The sequence below is a fragment of the Desulfopila aestuarii DSM 18488 genome (assembly GCF_900143695.1).
GTDB lineage: Bacteria > Desulfobacterota > Desulfobulbia > Desulfobulbales > Desulfocapsaceae > Desulfopila > Desulfopila aestuarii.
Map to the genome: position 1 here is coordinate 44,426 of NZ_FRFE01000030.1, position 17,311 is coordinate 61,736.

Below are 17,311 nucleotides of genomic sequence, written 5' to 3' on the forward strand. Positions count from 1 at the left end.
TCTCCCTGCCTTTAAGATATGAAGTTTATAATGTTATCTAAATATTAAATTAAATAATCTGCGGGCGTAAAAGAATGATAAGCTCGCGTTTTTGATTAACCTTTTGTTCGTAACCGAATAAGTATTTGAGTACAGGTATGCTTCCTAGGCCAGGGGCGAATGCGCTGGTATTGTCATTGATATTGCTGATGAGACCACCGATAACAAGCATTTCACCATCAAGCATTTTAACAGTGGTGCTCATTTCCCTGACATTGACGATAGGCAAACCAACCGTTGCGCCATTTGCACCAATATCTTTGTACTCGATCGGCTCTACAAGCTCTGATGTAACCGGTACAAGATTCATTATAATCTCATTGTTATTAAGTATGGTTGCAGTAAGAGCCATACCAATGCCTGATAGTACACGTTCGGTATTAACCGTATAGGTTGTGGTGTTGGTATCATCATCCACGTCTGACTCAATTGAGTCGATATAGGTGATATTACGTCCTACAGTGATGAGAGCCGGTTGCCCATTCATTACGCTGAGTTTAGGATTGGAGAGAATCTTGGCGTCTCCTTGCTCTTTAAGAGCGTTGATAAACGCCGTAAAGTTGAGAGGATTTAATGTGACCCTGGAGACAAAACGTGCCCCCTCACTAGGATAAATCTGACCACCTGCACCAAAATTCACGGTACCTGAAACCGGGAAGTTCTTTAATACTTCGCTCCAGTTGATACCTATGTTCGACTCTTCATTGAGTTGGACCTCAATGATTTTGGCCTCAATAGTTATTTGTTTATAGAGCTCTGTGCGAAGGGTGTTAAAATATGAGTCAAGCCTGTCAAGCAAGGGGCGAGGAGCTGTGGCGGTTACCATGCCGATAGACTTATCGATCAGGAAACTATTCTGGTTCTCAGAGCGTCGTCGGGTTGCCGAGAAGGTAGTTTCCTGTATGTCAGATATTTCACCCTGAGCGTTCTGGGTAGTTGTATTATCTGATACTGCTCTCGCTTCTTCAGTTACTGCGTCAGTTGACCATACCTTGAGTATCTCATTGACGTTATCTTCAATATTTTTCCAGAGATCGAAGGTGACCTCGTTGCTTTTTAACTGAATTGTTCCGTCAATGTTATTTGACTCTTCTGAACTGCCAAGAACATTGCCACCAGTGCCGGTTTTATATTGCTGACTGACATACGGCATAGCGACATGATACTGTCTCGTCTCTTTATATTTAACGACGATGGTATTGCCCTGCATCTCATGGAAATAGTCTACCTGACGGAGCAGATTGTCTACCGCTTCATAAAAGTCGTCATTAGCGTTAATGTCCACATCTACCAAAACGGTCTGGTCAACATCACTAGCCCAAGAAACATTCATGCGCTTCAGAGCAGCGAGTCGCTTCAATATATCCCACAAAGGTTGAGGACCACGTGTTGATCGGATCGAAGCTCCAACTTTTAATGATGTTGCCTCCTGAGCAATGAGGTCATCTTTCGACTCAGAATCGACCATATAGGATGGAGTCTGATATCGGATGGGAAGCGCCATTGCAGGAGCTGTAGTAGCAGGTGATTGCTGGAAATTTGGCTTGGATTGAGCCACCTGCTGGTTGCCGTTTTCGGGAACCGTAGAGGGATCACCTGCGGATTGGGGTTTATTACAAGCTGAGATACTTGCAACAAACAGTAAAAGGCTGCAGCCGAAAACTATTCTTTTGATGGACATCATAAAAACCTCTTGTTGCTGTCAATCGACCTTAAGAGATAAATGGTAAAATACCTGACATTAGGTAAAATGGTTATCGATCACCGGCAACACGGCCGGAGATGTAATCTCGTAAATCACCACTCAGCTGAAATCCGGACGCCATGATCGCCTGGTACTGCTTTGCTGCCTTATCAGTATCGCCCATTTTGTCGTAGATACGTGCTTTGGCGAGCATGGTATCAACTGTTTCGCCGTGGTACTGATGGTATTTGTCAAGTAATTTAAGAGCAGTAGCGTACTGATTGGTGTTTTCGCTAAAGGCCGCAAAGCTGAAAAGGGCTTCTTTCATTGGCGGGTTTCCGCTGATAGCCTGGGTAAAGAACTCAGTGGCATCTCTATTTTTTTGCATATTGGCTGAGCCGATAGCAGCATAGAGGGCAGCGCTATGATTTTTAGGATCAGCTTTTAATCCTTTTTGGGCAAAATAAATGGCTTTTGCATTGTTTTCGAGGTTCACAAGATACAACGCAGCAAGTCTGTTGCAGATGCTGGCATTTGTTGGCCAGAGAGCAATTGCCTGCTCATAAAGAGCGGCTGCCTCTTCAAGCTTTTTATTTTTCTCTAAAATAGTTGCCTGACGAAGTAGATCTTTTGCCTGCATGACCTCTTCAGGAACATTAGAAGATTGTTCGATTATGAGTGACTCCTGTTCGGCTACCTCAATATCTGCTTCAAATGAGAGGTTGTCCATTGCTCTCTCAGGCCATACAAATTCTTTTTTCTTCGGATAAATAACGATTGTATTGTAACGCTCAACTTTCTCAAGATCCTGAAGATTAAGAATAATATCTAGAGCGAAATCCCAGGGGACATCACTGAGAGCCAGAGTGACTGTACCCTGGACACCTGAGTCGACAATAATATTGAGATCAGTAATCTGACGAAACAAGCGGAAGACGTTATGAATGTCTATTTTGTAGAAATCAACACTGATGCGTTGATTTTTATAACCGGAGAACGCGAAACTGTCCTGCATTTCGCTTATACTATCCGAAGTTGTATCAGTTGGTTGTTTCTGATTCTTAGACAAAAGGCTACTGGATGATTCAATGAGTTCATCAAGGGTCGAATCTGTGATCGTGTCGGATTTAGCCGCTGCAACTGTTTGGACATTTGCGGGAAGATCACCAATATTTTCACCTATGCGGACGTTAATACCCTGTTGAGTCGCCTGTACGTCATAGGTGAAAAGTTCAGAACTGGAGGCGTCCAACAGTATACGGGCACCGTTATTATACTGAACTGCTTTTACCGCTTGAACGGCAGTACCAATTTTCACCTCACGGACAAGTTCAGAGATAGATACATTCGGGATGTCAATGAACAATTGAGGTGGTCGGTTTGCATCACCCTTTAGTGTTCCAACATGGTATTCGGTAAATTGGTCTGTACCAATAAGAATAATATTGGTCTCGTCAGGACGGGTATCAATTTTGAAATCAGTAATAGCTGGTGTCGAGGATGCAGGTTGTGATAGCTTGGCGATGTCTGATGCAGGAGCAACAATAATCCCAATATTATTGCCATTGCGGGTGATTTTATAATCGTGGGTATCGGCAATCGTGAGCTCAAATCGCGTAATTGGCTGTTGCTGATCCGGTAGATTATAAACTGTCATGTTGCCAACTGGATTGGCAGGCACCAGCTCTGATGGCCGTGATAGTGAGCCAGCGAGTTTCGCCCCGGCAATATCCACAATTACACGGAATGGGGCAAAACGCTCTGAAACGGTATAGGCAGGTATTGAATCGCCAACGAGAGTGATAGAGAGAGTGTCACTCTCAAAACCAGCTTTCATATCAGAGATACGATACTCAGGCCCTCCTGTATTGCTTTCAGATTGCTGGGCAAATGCTCTTGTACCGTTAAAAGCCAAAAGGACTAACAGCACTGAAAGTACGGCCAAATGGGAAATTGCAGACCTCTCGTACATTTTTTACTCTTCTCCCTCTTTCTTAAGAACCATCACGGTGTTTGTAACGATTTTCTGTCCGGCACGGGTTTGAGCAGTTTCCTCAATGACAACTTTATTGGGAGCTATTTCTACGACAACGCCGCGTTTGCCAATTTTTGTTCCTTTGTTGATCACATAGCCTTTACCGGTAAAGTCCTCGACCATTGCAAAATCTTCATTGCCACTTTTCATGAGAGCAACCAAATTTAACTGTCCAGGCTCGAAAAGCTGCATGCCAGTAAGCTTTCCACTAACATCAACAATTTCTGACATGTCGACATCTGTGGTGGTAGTCGCTTTTTCGGTGATAAATGGGACAAATGGGTCTTTTCGGTTTTGAACACGATATTCGAACTCGTTTTGTGATTGGCTTGAAGTGCTGGCAATTGTTTCAGACGCGTTCTGGGGATCGGCGGCTAAAGCAACTCCGTCAAAGACAGTCACTACGGCTGAGAACAAGATTGTCAAATGCAATATATGCAATCTTGAAGGCATGAAGTTAAAAATGCGGGGTAATGTGCTTTTCATAAAATACATCGTCCGGCTCGTTATTTTTTCTTCTTGGGGTCTTTCGGAAGCTCTTTATCCGTGAACTGATACGTTACAAGCTGACAGTCTGAATTTAAGAGCATTTCTCCGCCTTCAAGTTTCGGCGAACTCATTCGAATATTTGTTACTGAAACTATACGTTCCAATTTACTTACACGATCAAAGAAAGAACCGACGCTGTGGTATGGTCCTCTAACGTTGATAGAAACAGGAACATCGTTGTAAAAATCTCTTGGCACTGTTGGAAGAGGTTTGAATTTAAGAAAATCCAATCCAGAATTAGTTCCTAAAGCTGAGATGTCGCGTAATAGATTTGGGATTTCTTTTTCCCGTGGGAGAAGAGCCGATTTTTTATCAAATTCAATCTGTATTCGAGCGAGTTCTGCTTGGAGTTTTGGAAGATCTCGTGCTCGGCTTTTAACCTTTTGCAATTCCTGCTCAAGACCACTTTTCTTTGCAGTCAGCTGATCAATCTCCTTCATATTTGGATCGAGAAAGAAGAAATAATAAGCAACTGCCGGTATAACGAAGATAAGAACGAGCAACAAAAGCTTTATCTTGCGCTCCAGCGGGATAAACTTCGTATCAAGAAAATTGGTAAATGCGTCGTTCTTTTTCATACCGTCAGTTGTGGGTTTTATCTCTTGATTTTGATGTTACGGTTAATTGGCAGACTGTTTGTTCTCACCCTGCTGGGGTGGGGCAGGTTGAGACACCGAACATGACAGGGAGAAGCTCTTTAGGTCCCTGCCGGCAATTTTCCGTAAAGATGAATCTGTCAACTCAACGTTAGAAACAAAGGGTGACAGTTTCAGATCATCCATAAATTCTGCAACGGTCTGGTTATCCAGTGCGACGCCGTTGAGTGATAGTGAGCCACCCTGTTGATTAAGATCGAGTAACCACATGCGCTCATTGTCTATAATGTTGGCAACTTCGTCAAGAACACGCACAGTGAGAGACGAATCTGATTTTAACTTATCAATAACAGCAGACTTTCTTTCAAGCTCTTTCTGGGTTGCCTCAATCTGTTTGATCTGAGCAAGAACAGGCTTAAATTTCTCAATTTCCCTATTCGTGTCGGCGATGGCGGTTTGGAGCGCTGAAACCTTCATCGTCTGTAGATAGGCAACGGCACCCAAGGCGGCCAGGAAAAAGATGAACCCAATAGTGACGGCAACAATCTGGTTACGGGCTTTTGCCCTCTTTTTCAGTTGCCGAACAGGGAGCAGGTTAATTCGTATCATATCTATTCCGTGATCAGGCCTAGCGGCCCTTAAATTACAGAAGGCCTTATAGCAATACCAGTAGCTATCGCCATTTCAGGTCCTATACTATCGAGATAATCCGCATCTATCTTTTTACTGTTAGAACTCATATGCCTAAAGGGGTTGAACAGGTCAACTTTGAGGCCAGTTTCGTGGGCAAGAAAATCCGCCAGGCCTGCAACTTTAGACCCTCCACCGCTTAAAACCAATTTTTCCAACGGAGCATCTGGATTGTTGGCATGATAGAGGTCGATGGCTTTCTTGATTTCAAGTACCCACTGAGTGCAGGTCGAGGAAAATATCTCTTCGATCATCTGTTGATTTTCACCTGCCGGACTTTGACCAAGCTTGATAGCTTCAGCCTCATCAAAATCGATGTCAAGTGAGGCCTGGATCTGTTCGGTGAGTTGGCGGCTGCCGACCACGATATCTCGTGCAACTACTGACATTCCTTTCGAAAGAATGTTGATATTCATCTTTGAGGCACCGATATCAACAAGAGCAACGTTATTTTCATGGCCACCGCTTGCCTCAAAGGTGTTTTCAAGAGCAAAGCCATCCACATCGACAAGAACCGGCTCAAGCCCGATATCGTGCAGCATGTCAAGGTATTCATCAACTACCTCTTTCTTGGCGGCCACAAGCATCACATCGGCACGTTCAGCATTTTCATTGCTTGGCTTGAGGCTCTGGAAATCAAGGTACACATCATCGATGTCGAATGGGATGTACTGCTCTGCCTCTGCCATGATATGTTCTTCCATCTGGGCATCTTCCATGACGAGCAGATTAACCTTCTTCACAATGACAGAATATCCGGAAATGGAAAACCCAACTTTCTTATTGATGATTTTCAGATTTTTGAAGAGGCTCGAGATGGCTTTGCCGACAATTTCCGGCTCGACAAGGGTACCGTCGTCAACTGCGCCTTCAGGCAGGACCGCGCTGCCAAGCGATACAACGGCATAGCCTTTATCGATCCGTTTGAGTTGGCATACCTTCACCGCATGGGAGCCGATATCAACTCCCACGACCAGGTTGTTCTTTGACAGAAACGGTAAACTCATGGTGACTGGAATGGGAAAAGTTTTATACAAACAGTCAAAATGTCCTAGCTCACAATAGCTAAGACGTAGATTTTTCACACTTAAGGATTATTTAGGACATAATTCGCATCAATTGTCAAGGGAAAGGCGATAGATGAATTGCTTTATTTTCTTTTTTAAACAAGGCGTTAATTCATCATCCTAACAGTGCCTGGAAGGCTGTGGCACAACATGTTGGCGCGCAAGTAACTGTTTACTCTCTATATGGTATAAAACTATCTGTTTTTTGGGAGGAAAGCAGGATGCTATAATTCAACGTTTTACGGGAATCGCGCTTGTAATAAACAGACGGATAATGTAGTTTTGCCTTGGTCAAAAAATAGTATAACGCTGGTAGGCTTGTCTTCAATTCACCATAAAGACTAGTATAAGCTGGCTGCTTGGCTGTATTCCAGATATCTCACAATGAATTTACCTTTTGCACAATCTATCCGTATTCTCTTATTTGAAGAGGTCTTCACGTGGTTTCCCGTAAGCAGAAAAAATCTCTGATCAGGGAGTATGTAGAGGCAATTGCCATTGCCATTCTCCTGGCACTGTTTATCCGAACTTTTATCGTTCAAGCATTTAAAATTCCTTCCGGATCTATGTTGCCGACATTGAAGATCGGTGATCACCTTCTCGTCAATAAGTTTTCATACGGGTTACGGTTACCTTTTACAGGTGCTTTGCTTGTACCCTGGAATAAACCGGAGCGAGGTGATGTGATTGTCTTTAAGTTCCCAAAAGACAGATCGGTCGACTATATAAAAAGGGTTGTCGGTGTTGCCGGCGATACGGTGACAATTAAAGACAAGCATGTCTTTATTAACGGGGAGGCTGTTGCTGACCCGCATGCTCACTTTACTTCGCCGGCGATTATGAGTGCTAACGCAGGTCCCAGAGATAATTTCGGTCCCGTGACCGTTCCAAAAGATTCCGTCTTTGTTATGGGCGATAATCGGGATAATAGTTACGATGGCCGTTTCTGGGGATTTGTCGACCAGCGTGATATATTAGGGAAGGCGTTCATACTTTATTGGTCCTGGGACCTTGAACAGCCACTTTTTTCTGTGGATAGAATGACTTCCGTCCGCTGGAGCAGGATTGGGGATTTGATTCACTGATCGTTCATATCAGCAAACAGGTGACGCCATTGCAGGCAGAATATAGATTTAGGCACAAACACATTCTCGGCCTCGCGCAGATGACAGCGGATGATATTCTGCATGTCATCAACACCGCACGATCGTTCAAGGAGATATCGGCCAGGCCAATTAAAAAGGTTCCAACCCTGAGGGGTAAGACTATAATTAACTTTTTCTTTGAGCCCTCAACTCGAACCCGGCTCTCTTTTGAGGTTGCCGCTAAACGGATGAGCGCCGATACCTTTAATATCTCTGCGTCCACCAGTTCGGCAACCAAGGGTGAAACCCTGATTGATACGGCCCGTAATCTTCAGGCGATGGCTCCGGATGTTATTATTATTCGACATTCAAGTTCAGGCGCCCCGCAACTGCTTGCCAAGAATGTTGATGCCGCAATTATCAATGCCGGTGATGGTACCCATGAGCACCCAAGTCAGGGGCTGCTCGACATCATGACGATTCTTGAGCATAAGGGTAGCCTTGAAGGTTTGAAGATTGCCATAGTTGGTGATATCGCCCACAGCAGGGTCGCCGGTTCGGATATTATCGGTTTCAATCGACTGGGAGCCAACGTTCACCTTGCAGGACCTGCGACTTTTATGCCTGCAGATGCTGATCAACTCGGTGTTACAGTATGTGAAGATGTCCGTGATGCTGTCCGTGATGCTGACGTAGTTATGGCACTTCGCATCCAGAAAGAACGCCAGAAAGATCCACTTATCCCGAGTCTTAGGGAATATTCCACCTTCTACGGGATCAATAATAAAATGCTCCAATTGGCCAAGGATGATGTTGTCGTCATGCATCCCGGTCCTATAAACCGTGGTGTCGAGATGAGTCCTGATGTTGCCGACGGTAAAAGGTCGGTGATCCTCGAGCAGGTGACCAACGGTGTTGCGGTGCGGATGGCGCTTCTCTACCTGGTGATGGGTGGAGAAAAAACCGATGACGAGCAGGGAGGCAGATGATGGAAAAGACAATGGTTCTGCAGCAATGTCGGGTTATCGATCCCGCTAATGATCGGGATGCAATAGGTGACATCTGGGTTCGCGCAGGTAAAATCGTTGCAGCCGAAACTACGCTTCCTGAAAATGCTGAGGTGTATAATCTTACAGGAAAATGGGTTGTTCCCGGACTTATTGACATTCATGTTCATCTTCGCGAGCCTGGCCAGGAGTACAAGGAATCCATCGAAACCGGAACAAACGCTGCAGCTGCCGGCGGTTTTACCGCCGTGGCATGCATGCCAAATACTAGTCCGGTAAACGACAATGCAACGGTAACCAGATATATTCTTGAAAAGGCTGCTCCCTGCCGGGCCAGGGTTTATCCGGTTGGCGCTATCAGCAAGTCCAGTAAAGGTGAGGGGCTTGCCGAGTTCGGAGAGATGAAGCAGGCCGGGATTGTTGCGGTGACGGATGATGGCATGCCGGTTCTTGACTCACAGTTGATGCGTCGGGCGATGGAGTATGCCAAAAGCCACAAGCTTTTGGTCATGTCGCATTCGGAAGAAGCTGCACTGAGCCGAAACGGCTGCATGAATGAAGGGTTGACGGCAACTCGTCTTGGCTTGCGGGGAATTCCTGCCGCTGCTGAATCGATCATGGTATTTCGTGAGGCCGCGCTGGCTGAACTGACTGGCGCCCATGTTCACATTGCCCATGTGAGCACCAAGGAATCACTGGCAGTTATATCCATGGCAAAATCGCGTGGGGTGAAGCTGACTGCCGAGACTGCGCCTCATTATTTTACCCTCACGGACGAGGCGGTAGTTGGTTACGACACCCACGCCAAGATGAATCCGCCACTCAGAAGCGAAGAGGATCGGCAGGCGATCCTGGCTGCACTCGCTGACGGGACCCTCGATGCGATTGCAACAGACCATGCTCCCCATTCAGTACTGGAGAAAAATGTAGAATTCAATGAGGCTGCAAACGGTATTACCGGTCTTGAGACTGCACTTTCGCTTAGTTTGGCCCTCGTTCGGGAAGGTGTGATCAGCGAGAAACGAATGGTCGAACTCATGAGTGTGGCTCCGGCTCGAATTCTCGGAGTGCCGGGAGGCTCACTTGCTGAAGGTGAAGTTGCCGATATAACGGTCATTGATCCAGATGCGGAATTCACCTTTACCGCCGAAGAGAGTAAGTCAAAAGGGAAGAACTCCCCCTTTATCGGCTGGAGACTCAAAGGACGGGCGGTTATGACGCTTGTGAGCGGAAGAGTGCAACATCATATTGAATGATCTATATGCAGTATTTCTTTCAGTTTGTTGCCTCTATAGGTGACCAATATTGTCTCTTAATCAATTGAGATTGCACGGTAGCCTTTTCACCACTTCTATACCAGTCAGTGAAACCTCGGCCTGGTAGGCAAGCACGCTAACACCTTTTGCTGCTGCTTCCTTCAGTGTCTCGCTGTAGAGTAGATCGATATGTTTTGCCGGGGCAAAACTCTTCGCATCCAGCCGCTGAACCAGAAAAAAAATGCAGGCACCATGGCCGTTGTTAGCAAGGGTCATCAGCTCGTGGAGGTGTTTGGTGCCCCGGGAGGTGACAGCATCGGGAAACATCGCTATACCTTTCTCGACGAGTGAGCAGTTTTTTACTTCCACATAGGTTGTTTCTTCGCCCCGGCTGATCGCCAGATCAAGCCGACTCCCCTTGGCAACTGTAACCTCTCTCTTGATGTGATCAACATATTGAAACTCAGGAATCCGGCCCATTTCTACTGCCTCGGCCACGAGGCTATTGGTGCGAGAGGTATTAACTCCGACCCAAGTGTCACGATCCTGCACCATTTCAAGTGTGTGGGGATATTTTCTACCGGGGTTGTCGGAGTGTGAAAATGCCACAAGACTCCCTGGCGTTGAGCAAGAACGCATCGAGCCTGTGTTGGGGCAGTGGATGGTCAGGATTTGTCCGTCAGATAGCTTGACATCTACCAAAAATCGCTTGTATCGTTGAACGAGTGTGGCTGTTGCCAATGGAGGATTAAAAAACATGTATTTTGTGCTGATTTGTGGTAATTATTCAAGCTTTTGTCATGATGGACAGATTCCGATCGAACACGCCGAATATCTCCATCAACCGTCAATTTTTCGTTGGGATGGTTGCGGGCAAGACTCGCGGACATTAAACAATGTATTTTTACTCTACCTATAAAGGAGAACGAATGCCATGAATTTAGGGATAAACGGTCTAGGACGTATCGGTAAACTCTCACTATGGCATCATGTTTCCCGAAAGCATTTTTCCGGGCTTGTCGTAAATATTGGTCGTAACGTAGGCGGGGGACTTCAAGACCTGGCTGCTGCTATTGAACGGGATTCCACTTATGGCCGCCTGGGCACCTATCTCCATGGGCACAAGACTGGGCGCGTTATTCAGGAGCTCGATGAAGCCAATGGTACAATGGTGATTGATGGTGTACCGGTCCGCTTTCTCCGTGAAGCTCGCAACCCCAAAGACATCTCCTGGCGCGAAAACGGAATAAAGCTCGTGGTGGATACCACCGGTGTTTTTAAGGATCCGACTGCTGATGCCAGTGACGCCAAAGGCGCAATGCGTGGCCATCTCCATGCCGGTGCTGAAAAGGTGATTCTATCCGCTCCGTTTAAGATTAAATCCAAAGGCCTCGATATGCCGGAGGATTCCATCACCACGGTAATGGGGATTAATGACGAAATCTATGATCCTGCCAAGCATGCCCTCATATCTGCAGCTTCGTGCACCACTACCTGCCTCTCTTATATGATAAAACCGCTGATGGAGCGTCTTGGTGCCGATAGAATTCTCAGTGCTTCCATGGTCACCGTCCACGCTGCAACTGGCAGCCAGCAGGTTCTTGACCGTTTGCCTGGCGCCGGTGCCGGTGATCTTCGCAAGAATCGTTCTATTTTGAACAATATCATCCTGACCACCACCGGTGCTGCCAAGGCTCTGGCATTGGTTATTCCGGAGATGGAGTCTATCGGTTTCATGGCTGAATCTGTACGGATTCCCACCTCTAGCGGGTCGCTTATTATTTTAGTTCTCAATCTGCAGGATGATCTTGATGCACCGACCAAACGTGCATCAATCAACAATATATATAAGGAATTTGCCGAAATCAGCCCCTATCTCGAATATACGGAAGAGCAAAATGTAAGCTCCGATATACTGGGTGCACCATTTGCAGCAGCAGTGATTGAGGCCTCGGAGACGCATACCCGTACCGCCACGATTCCAGTTAATCTTGGCAAGGTGAAAGGTGCAAGCCTCGCTCCCGGTTCCGATTCCATCCTGCATGTTCCCGTAACTCAGGCTGTGGTATACGGCTGGTATGACAACGAACTCGGCAGCTACACCAATATGCTTGGCGATCTCACCGTGCAGGTCGCCGAAAAGATGCTGTAGAAGTTGTGATTGTTCGTCGCATGGTTCCATCAGACATGGAGCCTGTCGCAGAGATTGAGCAGGAGTCCGTGTCGCCATGGAGTCCTGCTCAGATAACCGAGGAATTGAGCTGTTCATGCTCGGTTACCTTGGTCGTCGAAAATGAAGAAGGAATTATCTGCGCATGGTGCTGTGCCCGCTACCTTGGCGAGGAAGCAGAGCTGTTAAAAATTGCTGTCCATAGAAATATCAGGCGCATAGGTTTGGGTGCAGATTTACTCTCATCGCTGCAACAGTTACTCATTCAACTTGGTGTGGTTGAAATATTTCTTGAAGTACGGTCGAAAAATGAGCCAGCTCTAGGGCTCTATCAAAAAAATGGTTTCAAAGTGGTGGGGAAGCGGCCCGGTTATTATTCGAATCCCACTGATGATGCTCTCATTTGTCAATTTCACACCTCTCACGGTGTAATTATAGGTAAGGAGAAATAGAATGAAATCGTTGCTCGATATTGATCTGGCCGGAAAGCGTGTTCTGGTAAGGGTTGATTTCAACGTGCCGATGGACGGACAGGGGAATATCACTGATGACATTCGCATGGAGATGGCACTCCCCACCATCAAGCATATCCTTGATGCCAAAGGAAAGCTTATCCTCTGTTCGCATATGGGACGTCCTGGCGGTAAACGCGTGGATGAGTTGAGTCTTGCTCCGGTGGCAAAACATCTTGGTGAAATGCTCGGTTGCCGGGTGACTCTCGCCTCCGATTGCATCGGTCCCGATGTTGAGAAACTTGTTAACAGCATGCAGCCAGGGGATGTGGTGCTGTTGGAGAATCTGCGATTTTACAAACAGGAAACAGCCAACGACCCGGAGTTCAGTAAGAGTCTTGCTCGGTTGGCCGATGTTTATGTTAATGACGCCTTTGCTGCGGCCCACCGGGCCCATGCTTCAGTAGTCGGTGTTGCAGAGCTGCTTTCTGAAAAAGCGGCAGGCTTTCTACTCCAGACTGAGATAGACTATTTCCAGAAGGCAATGGGCGATCCGGTACGGCCGCTCGTCGCTTTGGTTGGTGGGGCTAAGGTTTCCTCAAAGCTGGGAGCGTTAGAAAATATGTTGGGCAAGGTTGATCGCATGATTATCGGCGGTGCTATGGCCAACACTTTTCTAAAGAGCATGGGTATGGAGGTTGGCACTTCCAAGGTGGAAGACGATCTGCTCGATACCGCCCGCAACTTTATGGAAGCTGCCAAGCAGAAAGGCGTGAAACTTTTTCTGCCAGTCGACTTTGTCGTGGCTGACGCATTTAGCGCGGAAGCCATCACGAAAAATGTTACGGCTCAGGATGTACCAGTCGGCTGGATGGCGCTTGATATTGGTCCGGCCTCGGTCATCCTATTCAAAGAAGCGCTAGCGGACGCAAAGACCATAGTCTGGAATGGCCCTATGGGCGCTTTTGAGATGGATCCTTTTGCTCGGGGCACCATGGCTATCTGCCAGGAAGTTGCTACCTCTCACGCGCTGTCCATAACCGGAGGTGGCGACTCCAATGCAGCGGTGAAAAAAGCGGGTGAGTCGAAAAATATCTCGTACATGTCGACTGGTGGAGGAGCCTTTCTGGAGTTGATGGAAGGAAAGTCGCTACCGGGAGTGGAAGTGTTGAAGTAGGGCACACGTATTATCAGGTTTGTGGTAATTGATGAAATAATGATAATACTGAAACGAGACGAAATTCGAAAAGGAAGGTTTTCCTTCCAGTAATAAATGAGGATACATCGATGAGAAAAGCACTTATGGCTGGCAACTGGAAAATGCACAACACCACTGCCGAAGCTCGTCAACTTGCGGCTGATGTCGCGAAGGCATGCCGGGACTTTGATGATAGAGAGGTGCTGCTGGCTCCGCCATATACTGTGATGGCGGCAGTGGCTGATGTCGTAAAAAACACAACGATTCAAGTAGCCTCTCAGAATGTGTGCTGGGAAGATAAAGGTGCGTTCACCGGTGAGATATCCCCGGTAATGGTCAAAGATGTTGGCGGTTCCGCAGCGATAATTGGACATTCAGAAAGAAGGCAGATTTTCAAGGAGACGGATGAGCTTATCAACCAGCGGGTTCGAGGCGCACTGAAATTTGGTCTTACCGTAGTCTTCTGTATAGGAGAGACCCTTGATGAGCGTGAAGGCGGAAAGACATTTACCATTTTGGAAGAACAGATCAGAAAAGGTCTAGCAGGTGTTGCACCTGAGCAGACCAAAGATATTGTCATTGCTTACGAACCGGTATGGGCCATTGGTACCGGAAAAACTGCCAGCAAGGAACAGGCTCAAGAAGCACATGCCTTTATCAGAGGGCTTATTGCTGATATGTTCGAAAAAAACGTTGCCGACCAAATGAGAATATTGTATGGTGGCTCGGTCAAATCAACCAACGTCGATGAGTTGATGGCTCAGCCAGATATCGACGGCGCTCTGGTTGGTGGAGCTGCGCTGGATGCTGAGTCATTTGGGCGCATTATTAATTTTCAGAAGATGTAAGTGAAGGACTGAATGGATACATTACTCACAATAGCACACGTTATCGTTTGCCTGTTTCTGGTAGGCGTTGTCCTACTGCAACATGGCAAAGGTGCCGATATCGGTGCGACTTTCGGTGGGTCCAGTCAGTCGCTTTTCGGCACAGAAGGGCCGCTGCCATTGTTGAACAAGATCACTACAGCAGCTGCGATCATATTTATGTTGACCTCTGTGACCCTTGCCTATCTTTCGACAGAAAAAAGTTCTAGCTCTGTTATGAAAAGTGTGGTAAAAGAGCAGCCCATTGCTACGGAAGTGGCAAAACCAATGGCTACTGAGGATAAAGTTGCGCCTGTAGCCGTGCCTGTTCAAGAGAATGCAGCTCCAGCTGCTGAAGGTGAACAGAAGTAGTAAAAGATATTTTGAGTGCCGAAGTGGTGGAATTGGTAGACACACTATCTTGAGGGGGTAGCGGGCCAAGCCCGTGCGAGTTCGAGTCTCGCCTTCGGCACCAAATTTTATATAGCCGGAAATCACTGAACACAGTGGTTTCCGGCTTTTTGCGTTTCAGGTAATGATATATAATATCAATCTTGACCTGAAATTCCGGGATTTGTTTCTCTTGTGAAGCTTACTGTCATGACCTTCTGTCTAGTAACGCATTAACCGGCGACATGCAAAGCATATAACGTAATTTAATTTCCAAATGGTGGCCACGAATAGGCTTGAGAAGACTAAAAAGGTTTTTTCATATTTGTAAGGAGAGGCAAGGAACAATTTTGACCTGAATACATATTTTTCACCTTGGTGATTTTTCGTCAAAGACCATAGGACCGTCTCTGGCATCTAGAATATGTTTATCGCTTATTTACTGGCCATGGTTCCACTATAAAGTCTTTATAAGGTCAATAACAATGGCCGGATAAACTGAAACGTGGACAATTCTATTATCGCTCGAAGAGGGCGCATAAGTCATAATGAAGGTTTTATTATAGAAGAATGTACACACTGCTGGTTGTTGAGAAACGAAAAGGGTGCCGAAGCTGTTCGACTTGATATCTGTGCAGTCAAAGGCGTGGCGCTTTATCCAGATGATGACTGGTTATTGGATATTGATGTAGTTCGAATAGCCTTGCAACTCAATGCAGGCGCTGGAGTAATACAATAAGTGCAACAGACTGAAGATTGAAAAGTGAGTGAGTTGAAGATATGGTTTCAGCTCCTACACTTAACCACGGTCTGTCATGAAAAATCACAACAAGCACTACCAGCAACTCACTCAAGAACAAAGATACCAGATTTCCGGCCTGCCTAAAGCAGGGATGACACATGCAGCCATCGCCAAGGCAGTTGGTGTCAGTAGTAGCACAATCAGCCGTGAGCTGAAGAGAAACAGTACTGAAAATGGTTATGACCCCAAGGTCGCGCATTTGCAGAGTATGAACCGGAAAAGCTCAGCGGCCAAAGCAAACAAACGTGATCCAGCAACAGACTCAATTATTCGAGAGTCTCTGGCACTTGGCTGGTCGCCTGCTGCAATCAGTGTACGAATGCATGTTGAATGTCCCGAGACAAAGAAACTAAGTCACACGACAATTTACAGGTGAGTCGAAGAGAATCGCAAACAGGGTGGCATGCTCTACACCCGTTTGCCACGCTTTGGAAAGAAACGATGGAAAGGCGGCAAACGCCACAGAAAGGCCGGCGTGGCAATCATCCCTAATCGTGTGGATATAAGCTCCAGACCCGAGGTTGTCGAACAACGATCACGCCTTGGAGATTGGGAGGGTGACCTTGTTCATGGTGTCAATGTACGTCTGGTTACATTGGTTGACCGGAGAAGTTGCTTTACCTTGGCTGAGCGTGTGAATCGTAAAAGCAAAGAAGCTGTGGCTGATGCGCTGATTCACCTGCTCGGTAAAGTACACTCTGCACTGACAGTAACACTGGATAATGGTGGCGAATTTGCAGACCATGCTCGAGTCTCAAACAAGACTGGGGAAATAATATACTTCGCCAGGCCATATGCAAGCTGGCAGAGAGGGACGAATGAGAACACCAATGGCAGACTCCGCAGATTTTGGCCTAAAAGGTTCGATCTTGCCACCCTCTCAGAGCAGGAGATTGAGGACGGAGTGTTCGTGGTCAACCTAACACCAAGAAAGTGGTGAACTGTCTGACGCCTCTGGGAGCGTTTACTGTTCGACGTGTCGCACTTATTACGTGACTCCAGCGCTTTGTATGCATAAAACTCCACAATAATCAGACCAGCACGGTATTGCAGTGGTGACAGTTTGATTCTTTGTAGAGTTATAGTCAAGTCTGGTGTTTGAAGAATCATTCTTAGATATTGACCACCGAGGGCGTTCAAAATTTTGTGTCAGTTAACAAGAGCTGATATATACAGCTGACAAAGGAGACTGACATGACAGAAGATCAACCAGAATTCGATTTTAACCGTGCCCTTAAAGACCTCCAGGAGGGCAAGGCTCTCATGGGTAAGGAGGGTATCCTTACTCCGCTGATCAAACAGCTCACCGAGGCAGCTCTTGAAGCAGAACTGGATTCCCACCTCAAACAGGATATCACCGCAAACCGCCGTAATGGTAAAAGCAAAAAGACTATCAAATCCATGAATGGCAGCTTTGAGCTAAAT

Annotated in this window: 16 protein-coding genes, 1 tRNA gene and 2 pseudogenes; 12 read left to right on the forward strand and 7 right to left on the reverse strand. The window is 46.5% G+C overall.

Translation table 11 applies throughout. From position 1 onward, the window contains the following. Window positions 1-49 precede the first annotated feature (49 nt). From mshL to pilM, 6 genes are all read right to left on the reverse strand, one after another. Entirely contained in the window at window positions 50-1,723 is a 1,674-nt protein-coding gene (mshL, locus tag BUF15_RS21225; protein WP_073615720.1) for a pilus (MSHA type) biogenesis protein MshL, read from the reverse strand. A gap of 70 nt (window positions 1,724-1,793) precedes the next feature. Continuing rightward, complete coding sequence (locus tag BUF15_RS21230; protein ID WP_073615721.1) at window positions 1,794-3,695, reverse strand: AMIN domain-containing protein; 1,902 nt, start codon at window positions 3,693-3,695, stop codon at window positions 1,794-1,796. A 3-nt stretch (window positions 3,696-3,698) separates the two neighbouring features. Beyond that, window positions 3,699-4,244, reverse strand: a complete 546-nt coding sequence (locus BUF15_RS21235) for a pilus assembly protein PilP (protein WP_159441346.1) — start codon at window positions 4,242-4,244, stop codon at window positions 3,699-3,701. A 20-nt stretch (window positions 4,245-4,264) separates the two neighbouring features. Further along, window positions 4,265-4,885 carry a type IV pilus inner membrane component PilO gene (locus BUF15_RS21240; RefSeq protein ID WP_073615723.1) on the reverse strand — a complete coding sequence of 207 codons (621 nt, stop codon included), beginning with the start codon at window positions 4,883-4,885 and terminating at the stop codon, window positions 4,265-4,267. Window positions 4,886-4,927: 42 nt separating this feature from the next. Further along, entirely contained in the window at window positions 4,928-5,512 is a 585-nt protein-coding gene (locus BUF15_RS21245; RefSeq protein ID WP_073615724.1) for a PilN domain-containing protein, read from the reverse strand. A 29-nt stretch (window positions 5,513-5,541) separates the two neighbouring features. After that, window positions 5,542-6,600: a type IV pilus assembly protein PilM gene (pilM, locus tag BUF15_RS21250; RefSeq protein ID WP_073615725.1), complete on the reverse strand. Its 1,059-nt coding sequence runs from the start codon at window positions 6,598-6,600 to the stop codon at window positions 5,542-5,544. A 500-nt stretch (window positions 6,601-7,100) separates the two neighbouring features. On the opposite strand from pilM, the gene lepB reads away from it, so the two are divergent. The 3 genes from lepB to BUF15_RS21265 are packed head-to-tail and all read left to right on the forward strand — an operon-like array spanning window position 7,101 to window position 10,008. Next, window positions 7,101-7,745, forward strand: a complete 645-nt coding sequence (gene lepB, locus BUF15_RS21255) for a signal peptidase I (RefSeq protein ID WP_073615726.1) — start codon at window positions 7,101-7,103, stop codon at window positions 7,743-7,745. 29 nt (window positions 7,746-7,774) lie between these two features. Next, a complete protein-coding gene (locus BUF15_RS21260) occupies window positions 7,775-8,734 on the forward strand; it encodes an aspartate carbamoyltransferase catalytic subunit (RefSeq protein WP_073615727.1) in 960 nt (319 codons plus the stop codon). Continuing rightward, window positions 8,734-10,008 carry a dihydroorotase gene (locus BUF15_RS21265; RefSeq protein WP_073615728.1) on the forward strand — a complete coding sequence of 425 codons (1,275 nt, stop codon included), beginning with the start codon at window positions 8,734-8,736 and terminating at the stop codon, window positions 10,006-10,008. Before BUF15_RS21260 ends, BUF15_RS21265 begins: the two co-directional genes overlap by 1 nt. A gap of 60 nt (window positions 10,009-10,068) precedes the next feature. Here the strand turns inward: BUF15_RS21265 and sfsA are convergent, their stop codons facing one another. Then, window positions 10,069-10,767 carry a DNA/RNA nuclease SfsA gene (gene sfsA, locus BUF15_RS21270; protein ID WP_073615729.1) on the reverse strand — a complete coding sequence of 233 codons (699 nt, stop codon included), beginning with the start codon at window positions 10,765-10,767 and terminating at the stop codon, window positions 10,069-10,071. A 175-nt stretch (window positions 10,768-10,942) separates the two neighbouring features. On the opposite strand from sfsA, the gene BUF15_RS21275 reads away from it, so the two are divergent. From BUF15_RS21275 to BUF15_RS21310, 9 genes and pseudogenes are all read left to right on the forward strand, one after another. Next, a complete protein-coding gene (locus BUF15_RS21275) occupies window positions 10,943-12,160 on the forward strand; it encodes a type I glyceraldehyde-3-phosphate dehydrogenase (RefSeq protein ID WP_073615730.1) in 1,218 nt (405 codons plus the stop codon). Window positions 12,161-12,195: 35 nt separating this feature from the next. After that, entirely contained in the window at window positions 12,196-12,630 is a 435-nt protein-coding gene (gene rimI / locus BUF15_RS21280; RefSeq protein ID WP_159441347.1) for a ribosomal protein S18-alanine N-acetyltransferase, read from the forward strand. 1 nt (window position 12,631) lies between these two features. After that, a complete protein-coding gene (locus BUF15_RS21285) occupies window positions 12,632-13,807 on the forward strand; it encodes a phosphoglycerate kinase (RefSeq protein ID WP_073615732.1) in 1,176 nt (391 codons plus the stop codon). A 110-nt stretch (window positions 13,808-13,917) separates the two neighbouring features. Then, window positions 13,918-14,676 carry a triose-phosphate isomerase gene (gene tpiA, locus BUF15_RS21290; protein ID WP_073615733.1) on the forward strand — a complete coding sequence of 253 codons (759 nt, stop codon included), beginning with the start codon at window positions 13,918-13,920 and terminating at the stop codon, window positions 14,674-14,676. Between the two features lie 12 nt (window positions 14,677-14,688). After that, the gene (gene secG, locus BUF15_RS21295; RefSeq protein ID WP_073615734.1) at window positions 14,689-15,066 is read left to right on the forward strand and encodes a preprotein translocase subunit SecG; all 378 of its coding nucleotides are present in this window, start codon (window positions 14,689-14,691) and stop codon (window positions 15,064-15,066) included. A 17-nt stretch (window positions 15,067-15,083) separates the two neighbouring features. Then, window positions 15,084-15,169: transfer RNA gene (locus BUF15_RS21300), tRNA-Leu, on the forward strand. Window positions 15,170-15,589: 420 nt separating this feature from the next. After that, window positions 15,590-15,823, forward strand: coding sequence for a hypothetical protein (locus tag BUF15_RS26900; protein WP_143170816.1), 234 nt, complete (start codon window positions 15,590-15,592; stop codon window positions 15,821-15,823). Between the two features lie 76 nt (window positions 15,824-15,899). Next, window positions 15,900-16,882 (forward strand): annotated as a pseudogene (locus tag BUF15_RS28635) (IS30 family transposase). A 198-nt stretch (window positions 16,883-17,080) separates the two neighbouring features. Then, window positions 17,081-17,311 (forward strand): annotated as a pseudogene (locus tag BUF15_RS21310) (IS256 family transposase); the annotation flags it as partial.